Origin of the sequence: Euzebyella marina, assembly GCF_003687485.1 — a bacterium.
Taxonomy (GTDB): Bacteria; Bacteroidota; Bacteroidia; order Flavobacteriales; family Flavobacteriaceae; genus Euzebyella; species Euzebyella marina.
In genome coordinates, this window is record NZ_CP032050.1 from 3,275,596 (window position 1) to 3,302,325 (window position 26,730).

13 protein-coding genes are annotated in these 26,730 nt (G+C 35.6%); 6 read left to right on the forward strand and 7 right to left on the reverse strand.

Translation table 11 applies throughout. The features are described 5' to 3' along the window. Window positions 1–51 precede the first annotated feature (51 nt). The 6 genes from D1013_RS14085 to D1013_RS14110 all read right to left on the reverse strand — a co-directional run bounded on the left by D1013_RS14085 (window position 52) and on the right by D1013_RS14110 (window position 13,613). Window positions 52–5,532 (reverse strand): PKD domain-containing protein, encoded by a 5,481-nt coding sequence (locus D1013_RS14085; protein ID WP_162987914.1) that lies wholly within the window; start codon window positions 5,530–5,532, stop codon window positions 52–54. Window positions 5,533–6,035: 503 nt separating this feature from the next. Then, the gene (locus tag D1013_RS14090; protein WP_121849445.1) at window positions 6,036–8,405 is read right to left on the reverse strand and encodes a GumC family protein; all 2,370 of its coding nucleotides are present in this window, start codon (window positions 8,403–8,405) and stop codon (window positions 6,036–6,038) included. Between the two features lie 39 nt (window positions 8,406–8,444). Beyond that, window positions 8,445–9,224: a polysaccharide biosynthesis/export family protein gene (locus D1013_RS14095; RefSeq protein WP_121849446.1), complete on the reverse strand. Its 780-nt coding sequence runs from the start codon at window positions 9,222–9,224 to the stop codon at window positions 8,445–8,447. A 40-nt stretch (window positions 9,225–9,264) separates the two neighbouring features. Beyond that, a complete protein-coding gene (locus D1013_RS14100; RefSeq protein ID WP_121850737.1) occupies window positions 9,265–11,196 on the reverse strand; it encodes a polysaccharide biosynthesis protein in 1,932 nt (643 codons plus the stop codon). 4 nt (window positions 11,197–11,200) lie between these two features. Continuing rightward, window positions 11,201–12,286: a DegT/DnrJ/EryC1/StrS family aminotransferase gene (locus tag D1013_RS14105; RefSeq protein WP_121849447.1), complete on the reverse strand. Its 1,086-nt coding sequence runs from the start codon at window positions 12,284–12,286 to the stop codon at window positions 11,201–11,203. A 340-nt stretch (window positions 12,287–12,626) separates the two neighbouring features. Continuing rightward, window positions 12,627–13,613, reverse strand: coding sequence for a UDP-glucuronic acid decarboxylase family protein (locus D1013_RS14110; RefSeq protein ID WP_121849448.1), 987 nt, complete (start codon window positions 13,611–13,613; stop codon window positions 12,627–12,629). A 320-nt stretch (window positions 13,614–13,933) separates the two neighbouring features. Between D1013_RS14110 and D1013_RS14115 the strand changes: the two genes are divergently transcribed. The 6 genes from D1013_RS14115 to D1013_RS14140 all read left to right on the forward strand — a co-directional run bounded on the left by D1013_RS14115 (window position 13,934) and on the right by D1013_RS14140 (window position 24,758). Beyond that, window positions 13,934–15,331 carry a nucleotide sugar dehydrogenase gene (locus tag D1013_RS14115; RefSeq protein ID WP_121850738.1) on the forward strand — a complete coding sequence of 466 codons (1,398 nt, stop codon included), beginning with the start codon at window positions 13,934–13,936 and terminating at the stop codon, window positions 15,329–15,331. After that, entirely contained in the window at window positions 15,328–16,341 is a 1,014-nt protein-coding gene (locus D1013_RS14120) for an NAD-dependent epimerase (RefSeq protein ID WP_121849449.1), read from the forward strand. Before D1013_RS14115 ends, D1013_RS14120 begins: the two co-directional genes overlap by 4 nt. A 79-nt stretch (window positions 16,342–16,420) precedes the next feature. Beyond that, complete coding sequence (locus tag D1013_RS14125) at window positions 16,421–17,425, forward strand: SDR family oxidoreductase (RefSeq protein ID WP_121849450.1); 1,005 nt, start codon at window positions 16,421–16,423, stop codon at window positions 17,423–17,425. A 1-nt stretch (window position 17,426) separates the two neighbouring features. Beyond that, a complete protein-coding gene (locus tag D1013_RS14130) occupies window positions 17,427–18,704 on the forward strand; it encodes a nucleotide sugar dehydrogenase (protein WP_162987915.1) in 1,278 nt (425 codons plus the stop codon). A gap of 995 nt (window positions 18,705–19,699) precedes the next feature. Further along, entirely contained in the window at window positions 19,700–21,268 is a 1,569-nt protein-coding gene (locus tag D1013_RS14135) for an Ig-like domain-containing protein (protein ID WP_121849451.1), read from the forward strand. A gap of 289 nt (window positions 21,269–21,557) precedes the next feature. Continuing rightward, window positions 21,558–24,758, forward strand: coding sequence for a PKD domain-containing protein (locus D1013_RS14140; RefSeq protein ID WP_121849452.1), 3,201 nt, complete (start codon window positions 21,558–21,560; stop codon window positions 24,756–24,758). Window positions 24,759–25,493: 735 nt separating this feature from the next. Here D1013_RS14140 and D1013_RS14145 read toward each other — a convergent pair. After that, on the reverse strand, window positions 25,494–26,711 hold the full coding sequence (locus D1013_RS14145) for a glycosyltransferase family protein (protein ID WP_121849453.1): 1,218 nt from the start codon (window positions 26,709–26,711) through the stop codon (window positions 25,494–25,496). Window positions 26,712–26,730: the final 19 nt, after the last annotated feature.

Below are 26,730 nucleotides of genomic sequence, written 5' to 3' on the forward strand. Positions count from 1 at the left end.
AAAAAAATAAAGGGCGCAAAAGCGCCCTTTATTTTTTTAATTCTTTATTTTTTAGTTATCGATAAGCAATTTCAAGGTCAATACCTCCCCATCATTTAGGGATACCCTAATAAAATAAATTCCATCAGTGAGAGTCTCCACCAAAATCTGATAAGACCCATCACCTATCACTTCTATATCATCAGTATTATAATCACTTATCAAACGCCCCTGTTGATCATGAAGGTTAATTCCCGTCATCAAGATATCTTCAGGCATATTCACCATTCTAAAAGTAGCAATACCGTTAGTAATAGGATTACGCTGTAGAATAATACCCATTTTATCACCTTCACCTACTTCTAAGACAATTACAGTAATAGTGCTTAAATGTTGATTACCTCCGTCATCTGTGACCGTTAACTCAACCTCATACGTTCCGGTATTGTTAAAGGTATGAACTGGGTCCGCTTCAGTAGATGTATTTCCATCCTTGAAATCCCACAAATAAGATGTAATCTCACCAATTGAATTACTTCCTGTAAAAGTAACCTCTAGTGGCACTTCTCCTTCTATAGGTGCTGCATCGACAACAGCTAATAAACCATTTTCAGGGATTACGGTCACGGTAACGTCATCAAAAGCTGTTTCCCCTTCATCATCAGTAACGGTTAACCTAAATTCATAAACCCCAGCAACCATCTCGCTAACTGCCAATTGAGTAGTATTCTCTCCGCTTAAAGTGGCAGTTGGACCACTTGTTTGCGACCAAGAGAAAGTTACCTCACCTCCGTCAGGGTCAGAACCTGAACCATTGAGAACTGTACTATTCTGGGGAAGTGTTATTTCAACGTTCTGCCCTGCCGCTGCAATAGGTTTGTTTAGCTCATTAGAACTCTCTATTATAGTAATAGTGACCTCATCATACGCGTTGTAACCCTCCTCATCAACCACAGTCAATCTAAAAATATAAGTCCCAGAAATTAAATTGGTAAGTGTTAATGTATCGGTATCATTTCCAGTAAGCGAAATCCCATCAGGACCCGATTTCTTTGTCCATAAGTATGATTCTATACTACCGTTTGGATCAAATCCTGAACCGTATAAAGTAATATTATCTAGAGGAAGTATAAATTCTTGATTTTCACCTGCATCAGCAACCGGACGATAAGTATGAGGCAATGCGGTGGTATTTTCGTAAATTCTAGGTGCATAATCTTGTGTCCAACCATTAGAAACCACATCTAAATCTCCATCATTATCAATATCAACTACTCTTGCCCCATCATGATGCTCTAAATTCAATTCTCCATCATCTATAACATGAATTATGAAGTTTCCAGAATCACATAAATCATTTTCGAATGCTAGTAATCTTTTTTCTCCTTTCCATTCTCCTACTACTATGTCCTGATCTCCATCAAAATCTATATCGGATGCAAAAACACTTAAACTTCCTCTTACATCATTGCTCAGTACATGTCGCACCCAAGGTTGGGATGGATCAGAAGGAGATTCAAACCATGAAAATTCCAGACTACTTCCTGATCCGAGTTGCCCTACAACAGCATCTAGATCACCGTCCCTATCAAAGTCGGCAAGTTGAGATCTATCGACTGTAGTTGGGTAAGTAATACCAGTTTCAAAAGTATCCCAAGTTCCATTACCATTGTTACGTAGCCAATTAACTCCCTGAAAAAGGTCTAAGTCGCCATCACCGTCAATATCTCCGGCTTGAATATCTTCACCTGAGCTGTCTTCACTTATATCAACCAAACTCCAAGTTTCTGTTGTTATATTCGTTTTAGAAGGAGGAGTGAGCAGTTGTACGGGTGAACCAGTCGATTCCGCACCATTCCAATTGATGGCCATCTGATAATTACCATTGGCAGTAAAAACTCCTCCAGCTAAGCCAGCAACGAAAGGCTCCCAATAATTAGAATCCCCAGCAGGTATATTATTGAAAACGGTAAACCCTCCCTCCCCGTTATTCTGTGCCCAAACAAGTTGAACGCTTTCATAAACATCTGGTTCATCACCTAGTGCGGTTCCTAAAAGATCCAAATCCCCATCCTCATCAAAATCATATACATGAACAACATTTCCAAAACCTTCACCAATGGTAAACTTTTGCCAATCTCCTCCGGCCGATCCCGGATTTTTGTACCACCAACCACCTGTGACAATATCTTTTAACCCATCACCATCGAAATCATTGTTTGCAAAGGTATAGACAGAAACATAGGTGTTTTGCTCCAACTCATGAACAGTCCAGGAATCTGGAAATTGATAGTCGTTACAAACCACCCCTCCCACAACGTTAATGTTTATTTCATCGAAAACACCAGTACCAGAATGGTCTGGGTTAAACAGTTCTACTTTGATTGTATGGTTTCCTAAACTTAAATCTTCAATAGGAATTGGATCATAACTATAGTACGGACCGACCATTACATCGTCTACATAATAATGAATATGGGTTTGATTTTCACCTATTTTCCAATTGTCGACAGCAAAACTAACCTCAAAATTTGGGCTGACATTCGAGCCATTAGCCGGAGATGTGATACTTAAAGTAGGAACGGCGTCAAAACTGCTTGAATCCAGTATTTCGATTGCAGATATTTTCGCGTCTCCAGTGACTGAAGTAAAAACTATACTAACGTTATTATCTAAAACTGCGACATCATTTATTTCTTTTGTTAGAGCCGTAGCAACCCCTGCTTCTTCAGCTATATCAAAATTTGTCAGTACTCTACTTCCCTCAATATCTACATTAAAAACTCTGTCTCCACTGCCTCCAGGAGTACTACCGACACCATGATATAACTCTGCAAAATGTAATCTAACATCAAAATTCCCTGAACCTTGCACTGGTATTTCATAACTCATATTACCGAATCTTTCGGTCAGGTATAATTCATCGTTCTCCGTATTGGCTATCGCCACTGTCCGCGAATAATCATTCCCTCCTGTAAAATATTTATCCTCTTCATAAATCATCGCATCTACAGTTATCTGTGGTCCTCCTGCATTAATACGTATTGGATTTATTGTACCTAGCTCATAACTGCTCTCAACAATTTTTATTCCTGCAATATTTTCAACATTTAAAATGGTAAGATTGTATAGGGTTCCAGATGATAAAGTCGACACAGTCAACAAAACTGTTCTTCTATCAGGTTGTAGTTCGGCAGCTAAAACATCAATTCCTTCAATTAAATAATTTGAAGTAAGCTCGGCACTTTGGCTTGTTAAATATTCTGAAAATTCAACCTCAATTTGCGTTGAAGTATTAGATGTTACCTCATTTACAACTGGAGGAGAGTTATCGATAGAAACCCCATCTCCAATAAATTCAATATAGTTAACATTAAAAATGTCTGTATTTATAGTATTATTTTTAAAAACAAAATATAAATCATTTTTACCCCCGGGATCTGTAATAGGCGCTTCAATGTCTAACCACATATCATTGCCTCCTGTATCCGGAACGGTTAATGAGCTCAATAAATTACCATTAATTCCATTTTGTCTTAATTCAATACTGCCCCCTTCAAAAGAAGAAGAAACTCTATAGCGTACATTCGTAATATTCTGCAAATTGCGGCCTTCAAAAACAATGAATCCATTATTGTCAACCCTGATAACACTAGTACCACCACTTACATCATTATTTGAAATTATTTCCGTTCCACTTTGTGAATCGAAAAATTCGGCCTCCTTCTTTTTAGGATGCAACCTAATTTGATCATATGATGTCAAATTACCTGAATCTTTATAATTGACACCAAGAACATAATAGATGTTCATACCTCCGTAAATATCATGACCATCATACTCCAACGTTGTTGATTGAGGGCAACCGGTCAATCCAGAAAAATCGTGGAAGTGATTGAGATGCCCCAAAGATGGAACTATATTCACATCTGCACAATCTATTCCGCCATCTGTAGTACTTCCATCTTGATTATCGTTAACCATGAGGCCTATATCTATATCATCTCCCCAACCAATCAATCCGCCATCAGGAGGCGATGTAAATGAAAATGTTGAGGGATCATTTCCAGCATATATCGTTACTATCTTTACACCACTACCCCCGTTACCATCACTTACTACTAATCGGGCTTGATAAGTACCCTCAGATGTATAGGTATATTCGATATCCTGTTCATTAGAATCTACGACATTATCTGATTCGAAATCCCATTCATATGTTAAAGGTGTATCACCATCAGGATCGTATGTACCATCTGAAGAAAAACTTACACTCAATGGAATTGGACCACTAATCACATCTGCACTTATAGAAACAACCGGAGAAGAGTTCGTAACGATACCAGTATAGTCTACACGAACTAATTTACCGGTACCGACATTGTCAGGACAACAACCCTCTCCGTACTCAAGTACGTACATGTGCCCATCCGGGCCAAACTCCATATCTATAATTCCAATATCAGCAGAAGGAAAAACGGACGGAGCGAACTGTTCTGAATTAATAACATCGCCCTCATCATCCATTTCAACTGTCCAAATTCGGCTCGTATTAAAATCATAATAGAATAAAAGTCCGTCAAATTCTACGGGCATACGTTGTTGATCTGCCAATTCAGTCTCGAAAAAATATCGGGGACCAGAGAAGATAGACCAATTGATAATCGTACCTTCTCTTACAAACTCTAGCCAAGAAGGTCTTGACGGTGGCAAATCTGTTATTCCAGTATTCCATTTAGATGTATTCTTTGGAGAATTTGGACTATTATAATAAGCGGGAGAAGCATAATTAATTAGATAAGCCTCATTATCACCTGAGAAATAAGGCCACCCATAGTTACCAGCAGTTTTGGTAAGGTTCATTTCATCCATACCAATAGGACCTTCGCCATTAGCTCCAGGGTCATTGGCATCTGGACCAACCTCACCCCAAAATAACCAATCAGTATCATCTTTATCGACATAAATTCTGTAAGGGTTTCGAGCCCCCATCACATATATCTCGGGTCTAGTATTAGGGGTTCCAACTGGGAATAAATTACCACTGGGTACAGTATAGGACCCATTTGCTTGAGGTGTTATTTTTAATATTTTTCCTCTTAAATCATTGGTATTAGACGAAGATTTTTCAGCACTCCAATAGATATTATTTTCATAAAGTGCAGAATAATCTGTATGTTGAGAATTATCACCTGTGGCAATATAAAGGTTTCCTTGAGAATCAAACCCCATATCTCCCCCACTATGGCAGCAAGTTAATCGCTGAGTCTCCCATTCCAAAACAACAATCTCGGACGAGATATCAATTAAGTCTCCATTCATTTGAAATCTTGAAACCCTATTTGTTGAAACTGATTGAGGGGAGTAATGCACATATATGTAATTATTATTGAGGAAATCTGGGTCAAAAGCAATTCCTAACAATCCATCTTCAAAATCCTTATAAACCGGTATAGTTCCGGCAACCAACATACTATTAGTCTCCGTTTTATAAATCAAAATGTCCCCATACCTATCCAATAAAAAAATTCTCCCATCGGGAGCAAATGTCATTGTAGTTGTATTGGTTAAATTGGAAGCCAACTCTACACGTTGAAATTCATCTGGTAACTGAGCTTCTATCTTTGCGAAGTTTAAAAACGCAAAAAAAACAATCAAAATTTGACCTAAAGTTTCTTTCCGAAGACATAAAAAAGATTTTGGACGTAGAGCATAACCATAAATTGGTAAATGTGCTTCTAAATTTACTCTTGTTGTTTTCATAATATAATATCAAACGAAGTTTGGAGTATTAACTAACCGAAAGAACGAATATACTTTTTTAACAACCTAAACTCATTTTACCCTAATAATTTTCGTTAAAACATGGTCTATACCCGACAAAATACAAGAGAAATGTTCAGTAAAAAAACTAGCTTTTATTTACTTAATTTTTTAATTAAGTTTTAAAATCAAGACTACTTGCATTACATTCTTCTTCGAGAAGGATTAAGAATCTATAAAAAATGAGGAAAGATATAAATTAGATATATTAAAAGGGGAATCAAGTTTTTGGTTTAGAATCTCCACCACTTTTTTTGTGTTTTTCCGTAACCATATCCATATTTACCTCCGTATCCTAAATTGGATTTATCAACATCGTTTACTACAAAAGTCAATCCTTTTAATTTACCTTCATTCCTTAATTTGATAGGATAATTAATAGCCCTTGTTTCAGTAACACCAGCTCTAGTAACATAAATTAGCACATCTGCATATTGGCTTATCAGAAGTGTGTCAGTGACTACCATTAAGGGTGCTGTATCGACTAGTACGTAATCATATAAGGGTGCAACATGTTCTAACAGATTATTAAATCTATCACTCATTAAGAGTTCTGCAGGATTAGGTGGAATTCTTCCTGAATAAATCACATCGATTGTGTTATGATGTATTAATAGAGGATTAATAATATCTTTTGGCTCTAAAGTATTATCATAGAGAAACTCAGTTAAGCCAGCATCCTTATTACGTCCAGAATTGGACATTTTATTAATTTCCTTTCCCGTAAGAAAGCTGTATAATTTAGGATTTCTTATATCTGCCCCTATTAACAAAACTTTTTTACTCGATGCAGCAGAAATCATTGATAAGTTAGTGGACAAAAATGTTTTACCCTCACCAGGAACGCTTGAAGTAATAAAAATGATATTACTTTTTTTATTACCAACCTGTTTGGTTTTTATTAAATAGTCAAGATTTGTTCTAATAATTCTTAACGATTCGGCCAAAACAGACCTATCTTCCTTTACAACCAGTTTTTCTTCTTTTTTTGATAGTTTTGGTAGCTCTCCCAACACAGGCACATCTTTCACCAACTTCTCTAGTGAATTCATGTTATGAACTTTATTATCAACCAAATCATTAATATAAATAAGTGAGAATGGAACTAATAACCCAAGAACTACACAAGCAAAATAAACTAGAGGTTTTTTTGGGGAAACCGGATTAGGGCTTATGCTATAAGCCTTATCAATAATCTTCGACTTGGGAGAACTTGAAGCAGCGGTAATTTGAGCTTCCTCTCTTTTTTGAAGAAGATATAGATACAATGATTCCGTGGTTTGCTGTTGTCGTGTAATATCTCTTAGAGCCCTTTCATTGGCCGGTGAAGAATAAATTTTAGAATTAAATCTGGCTTGTTGACCGCTTAGGGAATTAACCGTTAAACCCAAATTGTTTACTGTACTATTAACACTAGACATCAAGCTACTTTTCAAACCAGCAATCTGCTGGTCTAAATTTACTATAACAGGGTTTTTCTCATTTGAACTTTTAAGTAATCTAGCCCTTTCCAATACAAGTTGATTATACCTATCTGTCAATCCAGCTATTGAGGGGTCAGAAAGAATGTTGGTCGGTAAAGTTTCATAGTTGCCTTGCTGCTGAATAAGCTGCTGCATAGATGATGCCATGTTCAGCTGATTTCTAGCGTTGGCTAATTCTTGTTGATTAGCTACCCCAACATTCAAATTAACATTTGTTTCCGCCGCAATATCGGTTACCCCCTTTTCTGTCTTAAAATCTTGAGCCGATTGATCAACCGATGTTAAATCTGAAGCTATATCTGCAATCCTTTCATTAATAAAATTAGATGTCCTATCAGCAATAATTTGTTTATCAGTTATTGCATTTTGGTTATAAACATTAATTAAAACGTTTAAAATATCAATTGCTTTGGCCTTAATTGGGTCTTCCAAAGTAAGATTTACCATATTAGAAAACTCTCCAGGATTGGTGACCAGAATTTTTTTTCTATAATCCTGAGCAACTTCTTCTATTGGTCTCACCGAAATACGTATTTTCTTATCCTTATACTTCTCAAAAACCTCTACATTAGGAGTAATAACGATATCACCGAGAGGTGTAGAAATATTCTTACCAAAAGCATAAATCTTATTCGGCATATCCTCCTCTTCAGAATATCCAAATGTCGTGGATGATGAAATTGATAAGAAAAAATCGAAATTTGCCCTGTTCATTATTGAATCTGCGGCAATGAAACTCACGTTAATCGGCGGGTTTTTATAAACCTCGGACTCTTTAATATTACCCTGAACCATAATTTTAGTATTTAGGTTCAGTTCTTTAACGACTTCAATAAAATTAGATCTAGAATTAACTATCCTTAGTTCGTCCTCAACTTTATTTTTTCCATTCCCAAAAACTCCCATATCCTGAAAGATATCCAATTCAGAACCTGTTGTTTTTTCTTCTAAGATTTGTATCTGTGTTTGAACTGCGTACTGCGGGGTACTGTACCGAATATATAAATAACCTAGAATAATGGTAATTAGAACCGATAGTAAGAACCATTTCCATTTTATAGTATATTTACCAATTAACTCATTTAAATTGATATTGGCACCAGCAATGTTTTCAGTCATAATTGGCATATTAAAACATCAAGAAAATTCTATCAATGTTTAATTTGTTCTTGTAATTAAGAGTACAGTAGAGGTAATTAAAAGAGATGCAATGGAAACATAAATAGATGCTCTATTGTCAAGACTAGAGGTTTTAATCGCTGAATTGTTAGGCTCTACGTAAACAACGTCATTTTGTGTCAGATAATAAACGGGAGAGCTTAGAGCATCTTTGTTAGTAAGATTAATTCTGGTATATACCTTGGTTCCATCGAAATCTCGTATTACCATCACATTTTCCCTCTTTCCTTTAATTGTTAAATCACCAGCAAGGCCTAGAGCTTCAAGCACATTTATCCGCTCTCCGTTTACCGGATATGTACCAGGCCTGTTAACTTCTCCCAATACAGTTACGCTAAAATTACGTAAGCGAATATTAATTATTGGGTCTTTTAGATATTCCGACAATCTATCTCTCAATAAAATACGAACTTCCTCTGCTGAAAGACCAGCTATTTTTATTTTTCCTATAACAGGAAAATCAATTTCTCCATCTTTATCAATTAAATAGTCAACCTGTTCTGGCCTTAATCCTCCTTCTGAAGCACCTCTAAATAAATTAAAAGGGGCGCTGGCCTCACTATCGAGAGTGGAAACATAAATACTTACCAAATCATCAACCTTAAATTTTGGAGTAAAACTATTCTTATCAACCAAGGTCTCAAAATCACCAGTATTTTGAAAATACACAACTTCTTTTCTAGAAGCACAGGAGGTTATAATAGATGCCAACAAAGTTAAAGTCAGGATAGAAGTTAAGATATTATTAATTTTAATCATGATTTAAATATTAGTTTTAAGTGCAATGATAGTGAAAATATTATAGCACTTTCTTGAGAGATATTGACTTTGTATCTTTTGAAGAAATTTTATCTAAACTGCACAATTCAGAATTGCTTGAAATAAATTCAGGAACTATTTCTTTCATTAGAGAGACAGTACTACCATTAAAGAACATATTGGAAACACAGAGCTCATCAATTTTAGAACGCACCAAGGTATAATCCAGCTCTCTAGTTTTACTTATCATTATCTTTTTGTGGTAGGTTGGCAGAGTATTTTCTCCATTTGCCAGTAGTTCCTCATAGAGCTTCTCACCTGGTCGCAATCCACTAATTTTGATATCGATTTCTTCGGGGTATTTCAGGCCAGATAACTTTATCATGTTTTTGGCCAAATCAAAAATCTTGACTGACTCACCCATGTCGAAAATAAATATTTCGCCTCCGTCTCCCATGGCGCCTGCCTCAAGCACCAATTGAGATGCCTCGGGTATTGTCATAAAGAATCTTGTAACTTCTGCATGGGTAACAGTAAGTGGCCCGCCTTTTTCTATTTGCTTTTTGAATAATGGAATAACCGAACCATTTGACCCTAATACATTACCGAATCTTGTTGTAATAAATTTAGTTCTACCCTCTTGTTGCATACAGCTTACATACATTTCAGCTATTCGCTTGGTAGCTCCCATGACATTTGTGGGGTTAACGGCCTTATCAGTAGAAATAAGAATAAATTTATCTACGTTATTCGCCATCGATAAGTCAGCTACCACTTTAGTGCCGGCAATATTTATTTTGATTGCCTCATAAGAATTATACTCCATTAAAGGAACATGCTTATAAGCTGCTGCATGAAATACAATATTGGGTCGATGCTCTTGAAAAAGATTATTCAATCTGTTCTTGTCTCGAACGTCGCCAACTATCGGAATAAAATTATGAAAGCCATTTTGCTTCAATTCTTGTTGTAGGTCGTATAATGCGGATTCCGCTTGGTCGATGATTATTAAGGATTTGTAATCATAAGTACAAACCTGCCTAACAATCTCACTACCAATAGATCCCGCTCCGCCTGTTACAAGAACTACTTTATTCTTTACTTCCTCGGAAATTTTTGAATTCTTTATGCTAATAGGTGCCCTGTCAAGCAAGTCTTCAATTTGAATCTGTTTTATTTGTGAAACTTTTAGTTCGCCGTTTATCCATTGTTCTACTGGAGGAACGATTTTCACCTGCACCGGAAAATCAACCAAACCTTCAACAAGAATCTTTAAATCTTTCGGGTCTATATTTTGTATAGAAAAAATAACCTCTGAAATACTATTTTTTAGAATAAAGTCTTTAGTTAAAATCTCCTTATGAAAGACCTTAACTCCATTTATCTGCTTTCCAACTTTCTTTAAGTCTTCATCAACGTAACCAACTACACGAACCCTACTTTTGGTATGGTTCACTAAGGCGTTCTGAGTCAAAATACCTGACTCACCCGCTCCATAAATAAGAACATTTTTATTAACCTTGAAATCCCTCGCCATAAAATTATTGTAAAGGGATTTGAACACATAACGAGATGAAGTTAATGCCACAAAACTTAATAAGCTATGTATGATAATAATACCTAATGGGACGGTGAAATTCTCAAAAACACCCAACTCTCGGTTGAAAAGTACCATGCTTATCAATAAAATACTCGAAAGGCATATCGCGTTGAATATATTATAGACATCTCGAACCCCAGTATGCCTTACTACCCCTTTGTGGGACCCCGTAAACACAAAAGAAGACATTGAAATCAATGAAATGATAGGTAATTGTATAATTAGCTTATCAATATCAAAATCCAATGTTAAGTTGAACCTTATAATATATGAAAGAACAAAGGATACAGCTATCATGCAAACATCAATTAGCAGAACTAACCATTTAGATGCATATTTATGGGCATTATTTACTAAATAACCTTTAATCATGATTTTAGATTTCGTTTTTAATAACACTTACCACTCTTTCAAGATCATTACTCGAAAGATTAGACCCACTGGGCAGACAAAGACCACGATTGAACAAGTCTTCAGATGTACCATCTAAAAAATTTAGATTTTCCGTAAAAACCGGCTGAAGGTGCATTGGTTTCCATAGGGGTCTAGACTCAATATTCTCTTCTAGGAGAGCCAATCGTATTTTTTCTCTTGCTTGGAAAGAGGGTGTTAAAATGCAAGTAAGCCAGCGATTACAGAAATAACCTCTTGGTTCAAGCAAAAATTGGATTTTATCAAATTCTGACAATTCTTTATAATAGAAATCAAAATTCGCCCTTCTGGCGCTCACTCTGTCATCAAGCACCTCCATCTGGCCTCTACCGATTCCTGCCAAAACATTGCTTAATCGGTAATTGTACCCTACATTCGAATGTTGATAGTGAGGAGCATCATCCCTGGCCTGCGTGGCGAGGAAAACTGCCTTTTCTTTATATTTTGCATTTGACGAAAGCAGAGCACCTCCTCCAGAAGTTGTAATTATTTTATTTCCGTTAAAGGAAAATATTCCGATATCGCCGAAGGTACCACATTTGGCACTTTCGTATGAGCTACCTAACGCTTCAGCGCTATCCTCCACAACGGGTATATCATAAGCCTTTGATATTCGAGCGATTTCATTTGTTTTATATGGCATCCCATATAAATGCACTGCGACAATGGCTTTCGGTTTCTTTCCCTTAGACAATCTATCTACAATAGCTTCTTCTAAAAGTTCAGGTGAAAGATTCCAAGTATCTTTTTCACTATCTATGAAAACAGGAGTGGCCCCAAGATATAATATTGGGTTGGCAGAGGCTGAAAAGGTGAAACTTTGGCAAAGAACCTCATCACCTTTAGATACACCCAATAACTCGAGAGCAAGATGAATTGCGGCAGTACCCGAGCTTAATGCTGCTACGTGAGTCTTTTCTCCGACGTATCGAGCAATAGTGTTTTCAAATTCATTTACGTTGGGACCAAGTGGAGCTATCCAATTAGAATCAAAGGCTTCCTGAACATATCTCTCTTCAGTACTGCCCATGTGAGGTGATGATAACCAAATTTTTTCTTGTGTGATAGTTTTCACTTTTTAATGGATAAATTCATTATTATAATTTGGGATGGTCAATTTAATTAAACCAGCGTAAATGTAATATTTTGTTAATGTGTTGCAATACATTATTGTTCAAGACCATTAAAAAATCGGCTAATCGCATTTAAATTCACCTTAAGTCCAATTATTCCCATAAAACACGCTATACTTACGTTCATCAATCAATATTAGTTGAAATTTCAGATGGAAATAAAGTACTTAACCCTTAAGACACTTCTTGTGAATTTATAATCAAGGTGTTACTTGTTGTTAAAACTTTGCCAAAAAATCAAGAACGGTTATATTCTTTAAAGTCTTTATGCTCTTTCTTATATAGTTCCTCTTCAGGCAAGGATTTAAAATATTTATACGTTTTACGCATTCCCTCCTCCCTCATAATTTTGGGTTCCCAACCTAAAAGCTCTTTCGCCTTTGAAATATTTGGTTGTCTCTGCATAGGGTCGTCTTTTGGCAAGGGCTTGTAAATTATCTTTTGATCTGTACCTGTAAGTTTAACAATCTCCTCAGCAAAATCTTTAATAGTTATTTCATAAGGGTTGCCGATATTTACCGGTAAGTCATAATCACTTAAAAGCAATCGATAGATACCTTCTACCTGATCATCAACATAACAGAAAGAACGAGTTTGGCTACCGTCACCAAAAATAGTTAAATCCTCCCCACGTAAAGCTTGTCCTATAAAAGCAGGTATCACCCTACCATCATTTAGTCTCATTCTTGGTCCGTAAGTATTGAATATTCTAACAATCCTAGTTTCCAAACCATGAAAACGATTATAGGCCATAGTAATAGACTCCATAAATCGTTTTGCTTCATCGTATACTCCTCTTGGGCCTATTGTGTTCACATTTCCATAATATTCTTCCGTTTGAGGATGAACCAGAGGATCACCATATATTTCAGAAGTGGAAGCTATAAGTATTCTTGCGTTTTTTGCTTTTGCCAACCCTAACAAATTATGGGTACCCATAGCACCTACTTTCAATGTTTGAATCGGTATTTTCAAATAGTCTATCGGGCTAGCAGGAGAAGCGAAATGGAGAATGTAATCTAGGCTTCCTGAAACATGAACAAATTTACTAACATCATGATTATAAAACTCGAAGTTCTTTAGTTTAAAGAGATGCTCTATGTTTTTTAAATCACCAGTTATCAAATTGTCCATTCCGATAACATAATAGCCTTCATTTATAAAACGGTCACATAAGTGTGATCCTAAAAAACCTGCAGCTCCGGTAATAAGTATTTTCTTCATTTATGGGTAGTTGTTTTGATTGTTATTAAAGGTTTTAATATTAGTCCATCTTTTAAGTAGATACATGGATAGTTGAAAACGAAGATAAAAACTAATAATCGAACCAAATGAACCTGAGGAGTAAAAACACTACGAAACATGCAATAAATTGGACGAGTCGTAAATCGGACCAATTGCTTCCGATTAAATTCAAATAATGTGAATGATAATGAATGCCATACACTGTAAGTTAACCACAAATAAAACTCTTTAACCGAAAAAAAGTAGGTTTTTTTTGAGTTATTTGGTAATCTTTGCAACCGAACAAAATGAATTTTACCATGACTAAAGTAAATAAAATATGCTGTATTGGTGCGGGATATGTTGGTGGTCCTACCATGTCAGTAATTGCAAGCCAATGTCCTGAAATAACAGTAACCGTTGTTGATATTAACCAAGCAAGAATCGATCAATGGAACGATGAAGACCTAGACAATCTTCCTGTTTATGAACCTGGCTTGAAAGAAATTGTCGAGAAGACCCGAGGTAAAAATCTATTTTTTTCGACTGAAGTTGATAAAGCTATTGATGAGGCTGAAATCATATTTATTTCGGTTAACACCCCTACCAAGACTTATGGAAAGGGCAAAGGTCAAGCCGCTGATTTAAAATTCGTAGAGCTTTGCGCAAGAAATATCGCCAAAGTCGCGAAAACCGACAAAATTGTTGTTGAAAAATCAACTCTTCCAGTTAGAACAGCGAGTGCTATTAAAAGTATATTAGAAAACACGGGGAATGGAGTGAATTTTGAGATCTTATCTAACCCTGAATTCTTAGCTGAAGGAACAGCGGTAGAAGATTTACTAAAAGCAGACCGTGTTTTGATTGGTGGGGATGACACCAAATCGGGACAAGAAGCCAAAGACACCCTAAGTTCTATTTATGAGCACTGGCTTCCCAAAGAAAGAATTCTTCAGACAAACGTCTGGTCTTCTGAGCTGTCTAAATTGGTAGCCAACGCTTTTTTGGCGCAACGAGTTTCGTCTATTAATGCGATTTCCGCTCTATGTGAAAGAACCGATGCAAATGTGGCTGAAGTTTCAAGAGCCATTGGCACCGATAGCCGAATTGGGCCAAAATTTTTAAATGCATCTGTTGGTTTTGGTGGATCGTGTTTCCAGAAAGACATTTTAAATTTAGTGTATATTTCAAGAAGCTTTGGTCTGACCGAAGTAGCAGATTATTGGGAACAGGTAATTATTATGAACGATTACCAAAAAAGAAGGTTCGCAGAAAACATAATTTCCACACTTTACAATACCGTATCAGGAAAAAAAATAGTTTTCTTCGGATGGGCTTTCAAGAAAGATACTAATGACACTAGGGAATCGGCTGCCATAAACATCGCAGATGCTTTATTGGAAGAGAAAGCAGAAATTGTGGTTTACGACCCAAAGGTATCAGAAAAACAAATTTTTGCTGACCTTGATTATCTAGGAACCAGAGCTCCAGAAGATAATAGAAGACTTTTAAAGGTAGTTTCAGACCCTTTTGATGCAGTTGAAAATGCCCATGCCATTGCTATTCTTACAGAGTGGGATGAATTCAAAACCTATTCCTGGAATGATATTTACACTAAGATGCTAAAACCTGCTTTTGTATTTGACGGCCGTAGAATTCTTGACAAGGAAAATATGGAAAGTTTAGGTTTTCAATATTACAAAATTGGTCAATCATGAAAATTTTAGTGACCGGGGCAGCGGGCTTCATTGGCTACCATCTTTGTGAAAAACTGGTGAAGGAAGGACACGAAGTTATTGGTCTGGATAACATTAATGATTACTATGATGTCAATCTTAAATTCGGTCGGCTAGACCAATTGGGTATTTCTAAGGTTGATGCCGAAAAATTCAATGAAGTCAATTCAAGTTCAAAATATCCCGGCATATTCTCCTTTGTAAGAATGAATTTAGAGGACAGAAAGGTTCTTCCTCAGTTATTCGAAAAAGAGAGAATAAGTAAAGTGTGTAATCTTGCCGCACAAGCAGGGGTTCGCTATAGTTTAGAAAACCCAGAAACATACATTGATAGTAATATCGTAGGTTACCTGAACTTATTAGAATGTTGTCGGCATTATAAAGTGGAGCATTTAGTATATGCTTCCAGTTCCAGTGTGTATGGACTGAATGAAAAGATTCCGTTTTCAACGGACGATACCGTTGACCACCCTATCAGTCTGTATGCCGCCAGTAAAAAGAGTAATGAATTGATGGCGCATACCTATAGCCATCTTTTTGATATTCCAACAACGGGACTTCGATTTTTTACTGTATATGGTCCATGGGGCAGACCTGATATGGCACTCTTTCTTTTCACGGATGCCATTGCAAAAGGTAAACCTATAAATGTTTTTAACCATGGAAAGATGGAAAGAGATTTTACCTACGTAGACGACATTGTGGAGGGTGTCTATAGGATTCTTACAGGCCCAGTTAGCAATAGACCCAAATATAAGGTCTATAACATTGGAAACAATAATTCAGTTAAGCTGATGGATTTTATTGAGGCCATCGAAAGCAGTATGGGTAAAAAAGCTGAGAAAAATATGATGCCAATGCAACCTGGGGATGTAGAAAGAACATGGGCTGACGTATCCGATTTAATGAAAGATTATGATTATAAACCGGATACCAAGGTAAAAGAGGGAATACAAAATTTCGTCAAATGGTATAAAGATTATTACACTTAAGCCTAACGTTCTCTATAACTCTTATTCGATTCAAAATTTTGGTAACGAAAATAAACAACTTTAAAAGAAAATAATCTCAATGGTTGCAAGTAGAATAGATTTCCCTTCTAATTTAAAAATTTTAATAACTGGGGGTGCGGGATTTATAGGTTCAAATATTACCGAAGAATTATTGATTAACGGAAATAAGGTTGTGTGTCTAGATAATTTTGCTACAGGTAAAAAAGACAACATACAAAAATTTATTCTGGATTCTAATTACACGTTAATTGAGGGTGATATTAGAAACCTAGAAACATGTATGAATGCCTGCCAAAATGTTGATTATGTTTTACATCAGGCAGCCCTTGGCTCTGTTCCTAGATCTATTGATGACCCAATAACTAGTAATGAGGTTAATGTCTCCGGTTTTCTAAATATGCTTGTCGCGGCCAGAGACTCTGGTGTAAAACGCTTTATCTATGCGGCCAGTTCTTCTACATATGGAGACTCTACATCTTTACCAAAAATTGAGAGTAAGATAGGAAAACCTTTATCACCATATGCGATTACAAAATATGTAAACGAATTATACGCAGATATTTTTTCTAAAACATATGGATTGGAAACAATAGGACTAAGGTATTTTAACGTATTTGGAAGGAGACAAGACCCGAAAGGCGCTTACGCTGCTGTCATTCCAAAATTCACCATTCAATTGATGAATCATGAATCTCCTGTTATTAATGGAGATGGTAGTTTCTCAAGGGATTTCACTTACATTGATAATGTTATAGAAATGAACTTAAGAGCCATCCTTACAACTAATACTGAGGCCATAAATACTGTTTTTAATGTTGCCTATGGAGAGCGCACGAATCTCAAGGAATTAGTTGAATTGTTGAAAAATTTCTTAGGCAGTTATGATTCTAAGATTAGTGAGGTGAAAATTATTTATGGCCCACCTAGACGAGGAGATGTACCTCATTCGTTAGCTTCAATAGATAAGGCTCGTAAACATGTCGGTTATGAACCTCAATATGATATAAAGAAAGGTTTAAAATTAGCTATGGATTGGTATTGGAATAATTTAAAAAAAAATTAAAATGAAAATTAAAATAGCCGTTATCGGCCTTGGGTATGTTGGACTTCCATTGGCTCGTTTATTCGCCACTAAATATCACGTTGTTGGCTTTGACATTAACACAAAAAGAGTTAAGGAATTACAGTCCGGTATAGATAGTACTCTTGAAGTAAATAACGAAGACCTTCAAAGTGTTTTAAAGAATAACACCAATTTTGAGAAAGGATTATTTTGTACAGACGATATTGACAGTATAAAAGATTGTAATTATTATATTGTAACCGTTCCAACTCCTGTTGATAGTACCAATAGGCCTATACTTACCCCACTTTATAAAGCGAGTGAAACCGTTGGTCAAGTTTTAAAAAAGGGAGACATTGTCATTTATGAATCAACGGTATATCCTGGGGTTACAGAAGAAGAATGTGTTCCTGTATTGGAAAATATGAGCTCCCTTACATTTAATGAAGATTTTTTTATAGGGTATTCCCCGGAAAGAATTAACCCTGGAGACAAGGAACATACTGTTGATAAAATTCTAAAAGTAACTTCTGGGTCCACTCCGGATGTTGGACAAAAAGTTGATGAACTTTATGCATCGGTTATCGTTGCTGGAACCCATCTTGCTCCGACTATAAAGGTAGCTGAGGCCGCAAAAGTGATAGAAAACTCTCAAAGGGATATTAACATTGCTTTTGTAAATGAACTGGCCAAAATATTTAATCTCATGGAAATTGATACCAATGCGGTGTTAGAAGCAGCTAGTACCAAATGGAATTTTTTACCTTTTAAGCCAGGCCTAGTCGGAGGCCACTGTATTGGTGTCGATCCTTATTATTTAGCTCAGAAAGCACAGACTTTTGGTTATCATCCTGAAATTATTCTTGCAGGCAGGAGAATGAATGATGGAATGGGTAAATATGTAGCTTCAGAGGTTATAAAACTAATGGTTCAAAAAGATGTCAAAATAAAAAATAGTGAAGTGCTAGTCTTAGGTATAACTTTTAAAGAAAATTGTCCTGATGTTAGAAACACTAAATCAGTTGACGTTGTATCCAATCTTAATACTTACGGGGTAAATTTAACCATATACGATCCATGGGCCTCATCAATAGAGGTTATGGAAGAATATGGCCTTAAAACTACTTCAAATTTACCCGATAAAAAATATGAAGCGATAGTTTTAACCGTTGCTCATCGCGAATTCAAAGAAATAGATATAAGATCTTATTTAAAAGAAGGTGGTATTTTGTATGATGTCAAAGGATTCTTGACCTGTAATGTGGAGGGAAGACTCTAAAAAAGATAACCGTCACTCGCCTTATAAAGGTTGACTGTTTTAGGTATTAATCAAATGCAGCAAAGTTAGCTTTGCTGCATTTTTTATTTTAAATCGAAATTATGGGTGTTTAATACTCTGCTCTTATGATAGATGTTGCAGAAATATTTCAGCTCTATCGAAATAGTTTACCAAAGATTCCTAGTACCTCTCGGTTATGGTATACCATTTTTAGATTTCAACTTCCGTCAAGTTCCTATTTTTCTAATACCCGCAACAGATAGCTTTTAGACTAGGGCGCCGATTCGAAGAAAGTAAATACAAGCCTTTAGCTTATTTGAATTAAATCATACCAGCATAATGCGGCTCAAAAAACATAATTTCTTTCTTGACAAAGCTTGGCAGCTTTCTCTCCCTTATTATATACTGCTTATGTATAGATTCTCGTTGATGAAATCCAAGGCGGGGCAGTTATGTGTAAGTCGAAATCTACAACTTAATAGAATGACCTATTTATTACTACGCTTTAAACTTTAATTTCAATAGTTTTATTTTTTGAGCTAAATCTCCCTGGGCTTTGATGTTTTGAATGAACTAGTTTGATTCTGAGTAAGTCACCTTATTTTCCAAATTGGACCAAAATTGCACTTATTCATAGAATAACATCCGCGTCATTTCTATTGTAAAAATAAACAAATGTCAAATAAATTTTAAGAAAATACTAAATTTCATGTAAGAAAAAGACTAATAATTTGTTAAAAAAAACAGTATTTCATCGAACTATTTCGTCTACAACTGCATTTCATCTAGTATTTTGGTATTTCAACAACAAAAATAAGACTCTTTAGTTATAAGTTGACCAACGATTCTTTTAGAAGGAACAAATACAAATCAAATTAATAAATAATGCATTCTAACTTTTAAACCATTTATTTTTAATCATAGTTAACTATAGAATCCCAAATCCTATTGTTGACTGCTGTCGAAATTCATTCGACTCAAAACTTAACCTACAAATGAAAGTATGTCTAAGAAAAATCATTCAATTGATTACATCGCTTATTATCTTAATTTTTAGTGTAGCCTGCAGCAAGGATACTGATTTGTTAGCTGACGCTCTAGTCAACGATTTACAAAACTCTTATATAGATAAAACTCTATTGAGAGATGACTTTTATTCTCTAACACCAAATAAAGATATGGTTTTAGACGTTCTTTCAAACGATGACATCTCTGATATCGATAATATCAAGATAGTTGAAACATCGGAACCAAAAAATGGAACTGTCACCATTAATAATGACAACACCATTACGTACTCCCCCAACACATCAAACTCGGAAGAATATAATCAAGAAAATGATCAACCGGTTTCCGAGAATGATAATTCTTCCGATACTCCGGATTCTTCTGATTCCTCAGTCTCTTCAGGTTCTTCTGGAGCAGATTCCACTACTGAGCAAAATCAAGGTTCCGATGATACCTTTGAATATACCACAGAAACGCAAAATGAAGATGGCTCAACCACTAAACAAAAGGCGTCTATAACAATTACTGAATTGAGTGAAAATGTTTTACATTGGAAAAATCGTTTTGACACCAAATGGGAAAAAGATGACGAATCTAACGCAGATGCTAGGTCTAAAAGCAAGAACAAAAGGCAGGAATATTATTTCTTAGCTCACCTAATAAATGGACAAATGGCCATGTGGCAGGCTACTGGTGATAATAACTATCTAGACACCACTTTAAAATTAATCGATAACACAATTAAGGATGCAATACCTGTAGGTAATGGATTTCTTGGATGGCCAACAGATGATGGAACGGAATATAATCTATGGGATACTTTTTATTGGAGGCATGTAGCTACATTAATTAGAATAATGCATCAATCACCAAATTTAAGGGCTTCCGGTTACCAAGCTAAATATGAAGAATTGTTAGAATTTACCGAAAAAAACATCTGGGACAGATACGAATCTTACGGGCAATCAAATATTTATCGCTCTAGAACGCATATGGCCTCACACTGGGCTAGACTAGGAATGGAATTATTCATAGTTACAGGCAAGCAAAAGTATAAGGATGTCTTCGATAACATATCCCATGGAAAGATGGCAGGAAGACCTTCTAATCTTCGTGACCAATTATTTCCAAACCCCAAAAATAAGGAAGCTTATGCTTGGGACAAAACTTGGGGTGTTTCAAAAGGGTCAGATATGCAAGATATTTCTCATGCTGGCGCGATAATTCACTTCTGGGTATTAGCCGAAGAAAATGGCATGTACTGGAACAGAGCCGATATCGATGCGCTGCTTAAAACCATACGAATATTTTGGATTGAATCAGACCCAAGCAGAATCAAGAATAATGTAGATGGAAGCGGAGGATATACCAATCCTGGAAGATTACATGAATGGTTTTATTTGGCAAGATTTGACTCTAAACTTCAGAAACGCCTAAGAGAAACATATAACGGGAAACATTTAAATTTCTTTGGATCACAAGTCTTGGGTATAGGTGCTTTAAATGAAAAAATCTTAGAAGATGGAGCTCCTGTTTATCCTGAACAATTCAGATAAAATTAATCCCATAAATTTTAAGAGCCTCTCAGCATGAATACTTTGCTCAGAGGTTTTTTTTTTACCTCTTTACCAACATTCTAGTAACAATTATTCTTCACCTTAGTACAGAAAAAATTGGTTAAAACTATGGTTATAATAATAAAACCTTAAAAAAATGTTAATGTTTCTTCTTTTCAAAACCAAATTATACTTTTGCCACGTATTTAGTCGGTAAATAATGCATTTGGTCGATTACCCCCATAACGATTAATCTGTAATTTGAAAACCTAGAAGATCTACTTTAAAAATGAAATTAGTCCCCACTACTCTCAACAAGAGCTTCCTATGCTCTGTTTTCTTATGCTTATCAGTTTGTATTTCTTGTAACAAAGATGAAGATGTTTTTTATGAAGCCATAAAAAACGGAGATTTAATTAACAATGTCGACAATCTTAAAAAGGACAATGACGTTGATGAAACTGAGCAAAATCCGGAACAAGAAGAAGACGATAATACTGAAGAATCTCTAATTCCCCCAAGTGAGGATGAGGAAGTTATCGATAGCATTGTAGTAAAACGCACTACGGCATTCGCTCCTATTCAAGATGCTTACATTGAGAATGGCAATGGAAAAAACTCCGAAATTATTCGTTTGCAAGAAAATAAAAGGACTAGTTACTTATTATATGATTTGAGTGCCGTTGATAGCATTAACGGTAAAATCATTGACTCTTATCTCGAATTCACCGTTGATAAGGATTCTGGGAATGGACTCATACAGGTTTTAAAAGGATCATCTAATCAATGGAATGAAAGTAATTTAAACGATAATATAGCGCCTGAGCCCTTAGAAGAGATAGGAAATATAAAGGATGACTATAAGGTCGGACAGACAATAACTATAAATTTAATTTCTGAAGATATTACCGCGGAAAAAACCACTTTTATTCTAGTTCATTCAGATGGAGATGATTTGGCAATAGCTTCAAAAGAGAATCCAACTCAAAATGCCCCTACTCTTGTAGTGACTTATGAAACTAGTCCCGCATCGGAAAATATCGAAAGTTTTGTGAACAATCCATCTTCGATTGTAAGTCACACCCCTAACCCTCAAAATTTAGATAGCCCAAATGGGGAGATTAATAATGATTCTGAAGGAAATGAAGATTCACAAGTACCTTCAGCTGAAAATCCGGATGACGAGACAAATGAAAATAACAGTGAACCGGATGATGAAAAAGAAGGAGATGGCTCTTCCGCTGGTGTAGATAATAATCAAGAGAGTTCCACAGAAGATGAAGATAATAATTCTGGTGAAGGGGGAGAACAAAATACTGAAAATGAAGTTGCTCAAGAAAAGGATGAGGAAAAAGATAGCTCATCAGAAGAGGATAATTCAGAAAATAATTCTTCTATTCCGCCTACTAACGAAAAACCTAATGCTAGAATCTCCGCAAATAAAACTAAAGGAGAAGCTCCATTGAAAGTTGATTTCAATAGTTCTAACTCATCAGATGATAAAAGTATTGTTACTTATAAATGGGATTTTAAGGATGGTAATGGTTCTTCTGAAAAAAGTGTTTCACATACTTTTGAAAAAGAGGGAGAATATACAGTTCTATTAACCGTTATTGATGAAGAAGGTCAAAGAGATTCGGACACTGTAGTTATAACTGTTGATGGAAAGAAAAATGAAGCCCCTACAGCCAAAATCTCTGCAAATACCACTAAAGGTAATGCTCCACTTGAAGTTCGTTTTAACTCATCCAGTTCTTCTGACGACAATGAAATAGAAGCTTACAAATGGGACTTCGATGATAATTCTACCTCTTCTTCCGAGAATCCTAGACATACATTTACCGAACCTGGTGAGTATGAGGTTAAGCTTACAGTTACCGATAATAGTGGTCTAAAAAATACTTCCTCGTTAACCGTTGTTGTTAACGCACCCTCAAATGAAAAACCAGTTGCAAAAATTTCTGCCAATACAACTAAAGGTGAAGCACCTCTTGAAGTTCGTTTTAGCTCATCGAACTCAACTGATGATGATGAAATAGATTCATATGAATGGGACTTCGGTGATGGTTCTACATCCTCTTCAGAGAACCTGAGACATACATTTTCTGAGTCTGGCAATTATGAGGTTGAACTTACAGTAACGGATAAAAAAGGTCTTACGAACACTTCATCATTAACTATTGTGGTTGAAGAACCCTCTAACCAAAAGCCCGTAGCCGTAGTAAAGGCAAATACAAAAAATGGTACTGCGCCATTAACAGTTCAATTTTCAGGATCTAGTTCAAGTGATGATAAGAGAGTTACTTCTTATCAATGGGATTTTGGTTCCCATGGTACTTCGCAAGAAGACAATCCTGAAATGACCTTTGAACAATCTGGAACTTATGTAGTTACACTAATGGTTAGCGATGAACAGGGTTTGACAGATACTGATAATATTACAATTACTGTAGAACCCGAAGCTGAACCTGAAACACCGTCAACAGCTGGTGAGGTGCGTTATTGGCAAAATCTTTTTGATTCTAGATGGTCATCAGAACGATCAAAGGCTTATTCAATGGCAAATAGCCGTGGAAAGAACCAAGAATACTATTATTTAGGCCTATACATCGACGGGTTATCGTCAATGTGGCAAGCAACGGGTGATAATTCTTATCTCGATACTGCTCTTGACATCGTAGGCATTACAGTTGACAAAGCAACTTCAGTCGGTGGGGGCTTTCTTGGATGGCCGGCAAGTGATGGAAATCAGTATGGTCTCTGGGATACTCATTACTGGAGAGTTGTTGCTACTCTTCTTAGAATTATGGACCAATCTAATGTTAAATCCGATTCAAAATATAGAAGTATATTCAATGAACTACTTGCATTTTCGGAAAAGCACATTTGGGAGAGATATGATGTCGAGCATTCTTCAAAAATTTATCGTTCGAATACGCATATGTCTTCTCACTGGGCTCGTATTGGAATGGAGTTATACTTAATAACCAAAAAAAATAAGTATAAACAAGTTTTCGAAAACATGTCTCATGGTTCAATGCCGGGACTCCCATCCAATTTTAGAAATCAGATATATCCGAATCCTAAAAACTCTTCTGCATATGCTTGGGACAAAAAATGGGGTACATATGGCTCTAATGTTCAAGATACTTCGCACGGAGGTGCTATAGTAAGCTTTTGGCTGTTGGCATACGAAAATGGCATGTACTGGAATAAAAGTGATATGAACGCTTTACTTAAAACCGTTGATATAGTATGGTTGGATTCCGATACTGATAAAATAGCAAGAAATGTAGATGGTACCGGAGGTTATGGTTCACAAGGGAAGATTCATGAATGGCTAAATTTGGCTAGATACAGTCAATCTTTACAGAATAAAATTAAGAAACATTATGATAAATCACATTTGGATTTCTTTGGCCCTCAAGCTATAGGTATTGCAGCACTAAATGCTAAAATTTTGGCTGATGGAAGGGCAGTTTATCCTTGATTTCTCTAAGCTGTTTCTGGAAATAATTGGGATTCTTAGAATTTTTCGGTAGTCATTGTACAAAATGAATGAAATTTCCCAATTATATGCCTTATCAGAACATATAATATCACCTGTAGTTTAGCACTTTTTAGGTATCTCCAAATTTATATAAATAGCTCTTGTGTAATTTAATCCTGTTTCGGGGAAAAATTCCTCCCCGAAACTATTCTTGTAGTGTCTAGGTGGCACATCACCGACGGACAAACAGTAATTACCTTATATTGTAATTCTGCTTATATTCTTAAATCATTATTTCTCTTGAGTGAAAATTATTGAACGAGTAAGTGTCAAAGACATTACCCCATAAAAAATGTGGTAGGCAAATACTTATTTTAATGGGCACGATGCTGGGGAAACCGGAGCTTCAACTATACCTCCTTGGACCATTTCGATAGGTTTTTCGATATGAACTTCGCATCGGTATGCAGCATTTTGTCTTTGGCAGGCAAATCCCTTTACAGTCGGAATAAGGTCATTACTGCTTTCATAGCAGGATAGATCTGATTCAAATCCATACTCTAGGCCCTATCTGAAATCTTCCATGACATAATAACTCTTATTTTCGCTGCATTTGAAAGTACAATAGCCAAACAGATAACCGTAACCTTGTACCTTGTAATCCTCTCAACTTTCTTTCATTGGTTTAATCAATTTGTTTTATTGATTTACAAATCAAAATTTAAAGTTAAATAATTAAAATTTCCAGCTATCTTGTTTTTTGAGAAGACTACCTTTTTTCTCTGATTTTGATATTAAATCTTTATAGCTTAAATAGAAATGATAATAAGACCTAAACTTTAAATACAAATCTTCGGTTGTTGAAACCTGAAAATTATTCACCAAACAATCATTGTAAAATTCCAAGTACTTTTTTGCACCTTCTCGGGCATCAAAATTCTTCTTAAAAATATCAATTGAAAATTTTGAAATAGATTCATAATACTCACTTTTATTCAAAAGTTCCTTTAGTTTAGACTTATTATTTTCTATATCGCGCTCTTCTGCTATATTTCTCTCTGAAAAATTGGTAGCAAAAAAACGTTCAAAATTTGAAGCGTCAATTAAAATAGGTAAATCAGAATTTGAAGCCGGTGTTAAAATGGGCAAGCCTAATGAAGCTGCTTCCATAACTCCTCTACCGGTAGCTACGACGGCATCAGCAAGATACAGAAACTTAGAAGCTTCCCGAGTATATTTATCTTCTGTTATTAAAGAAATAGACTTATCATCTCCAATAATTTTTTTAACCTCGAAGTATGCTTCCCTGTCCTGAATTGTTCCTAGAATAATTAATTTTATTTTATCTGCGTGATTATCCTTTAATTGAAAAAATAGGCTTAAGGTCTGTTTAATACTCGTTAGATGAAAATTACTGATTCGAGCAATTCGCATGAATGTAAAAGAATCATTTTCCTTTTCTAATTCAGAGTCCTTTTTAGTAATTATTGGTAAAACTCTATTAGGAACAACGGTGATTTTGGTCTTTTTAAATTTTAGGTTTTTATTAAACCATTGCTGGTTTTCTTTACTAAACAGAATAAGGTTTTCTACTTTCGGGAAACCAGAGGGGTTAGGCCCCCCACAAAGATTAACTACCAATTTATATTTTACACTTGATACAAAGGGCTTGAAAACGTTATATGCATTCGAATCAAAGAAGTGCCAAACAGTTGGCTGAAACTCTGATTTCAAAAGCTTTATAGATTTATAAAGATTGAAATAATTTGTACCATTGAAAAAAATATGTTCCCTCATGTAATCATTTTTTTCTAGTATGGCACTCTTCTGAGTTCCTAAAGTTACAATACCTATGTCTTCATATTTTCCTATTTCCCTAGATATATGATGCAAAGAGTGATAGTGACCTCCTTTACCTTGTTTCAAAACCGAAATGATAAATAATATTCTCATGATACATTGAACTTATGTC